General features: G+C 53.1%; 2 protein-coding genes. Both read left to right on the top strand.

What is annotated here, in order from left to right; translation table 11 throughout:
* Nucleotides 1-242, top strand: a 242-nt coding sequence (locus tag IV91_RS19410) for an excisionase (protein ID WP_233418502.1), incomplete at its 5' end; no start/stop codon positions are given.
* Entirely contained in the window at nt 155-352 is a 198-nt protein-coding gene (locus IV91_RS19935; RefSeq protein WP_227509485.1) for an Arm DNA-binding domain-containing protein, read from the top strand. The genes IV91_RS19410 and IV91_RS19935, both read left to right, overlap by 88 nt.
* Nucleotides 353-478: the final 126 nt, after the last annotated feature.

Raw genomic sequence — 478 nt, 5'->3', positions numbered from 1 at the left:
CCGGCTATACTGAGGACGCATTGCGGTCTAAAATAGCTCGCGGCGAGTTTGCCGAAGGCGTCCATTACATCAAGTCACCTGACGGACGTATACATTTTATCGTTGAGGCGTATTTACAATGGGTGGGGTCAAGTCACACGGCAAAGGGTTACAAATCACCTTCTATTGGAACGGCGAACGCTACCGGCCAACAATCAAAATCCCCCCGACGGCATCGAATATCAGGTACGCAGAACGCCTGAAGGCGGAAAAGTTGCGTCCTGGTTCGACGCAAGCTTTTGCGTTCAGATTAGCCGCGCTGGTCTGGTCAAACCCAAACCAAGTGTTGCCGCCTTGTCAGTCCGCGTATTAGCGCTTGTCCAGGTTCTGAGCCGTGTGTACCCGGCCATGGTCGGGCGGCGCGTATAGACCTCCAAAACCGGCCTGGGCAGATTTTCGCTCATAACCACGCGATTGGATTTAACTCGTTGATTTTTGC

The sequence above is a fragment of the Ferrovum myxofaciens genome (assembly GCF_000735045.1).
In the GTDB taxonomy this organism is placed as follows: Bacteria; Pseudomonadota; Gammaproteobacteria; order Burkholderiales; family Ferrovaceae; genus Ferrovum; species Ferrovum myxofaciens.
This window is presented reverse-complemented; position numbering and strand designations above follow the sequence as displayed.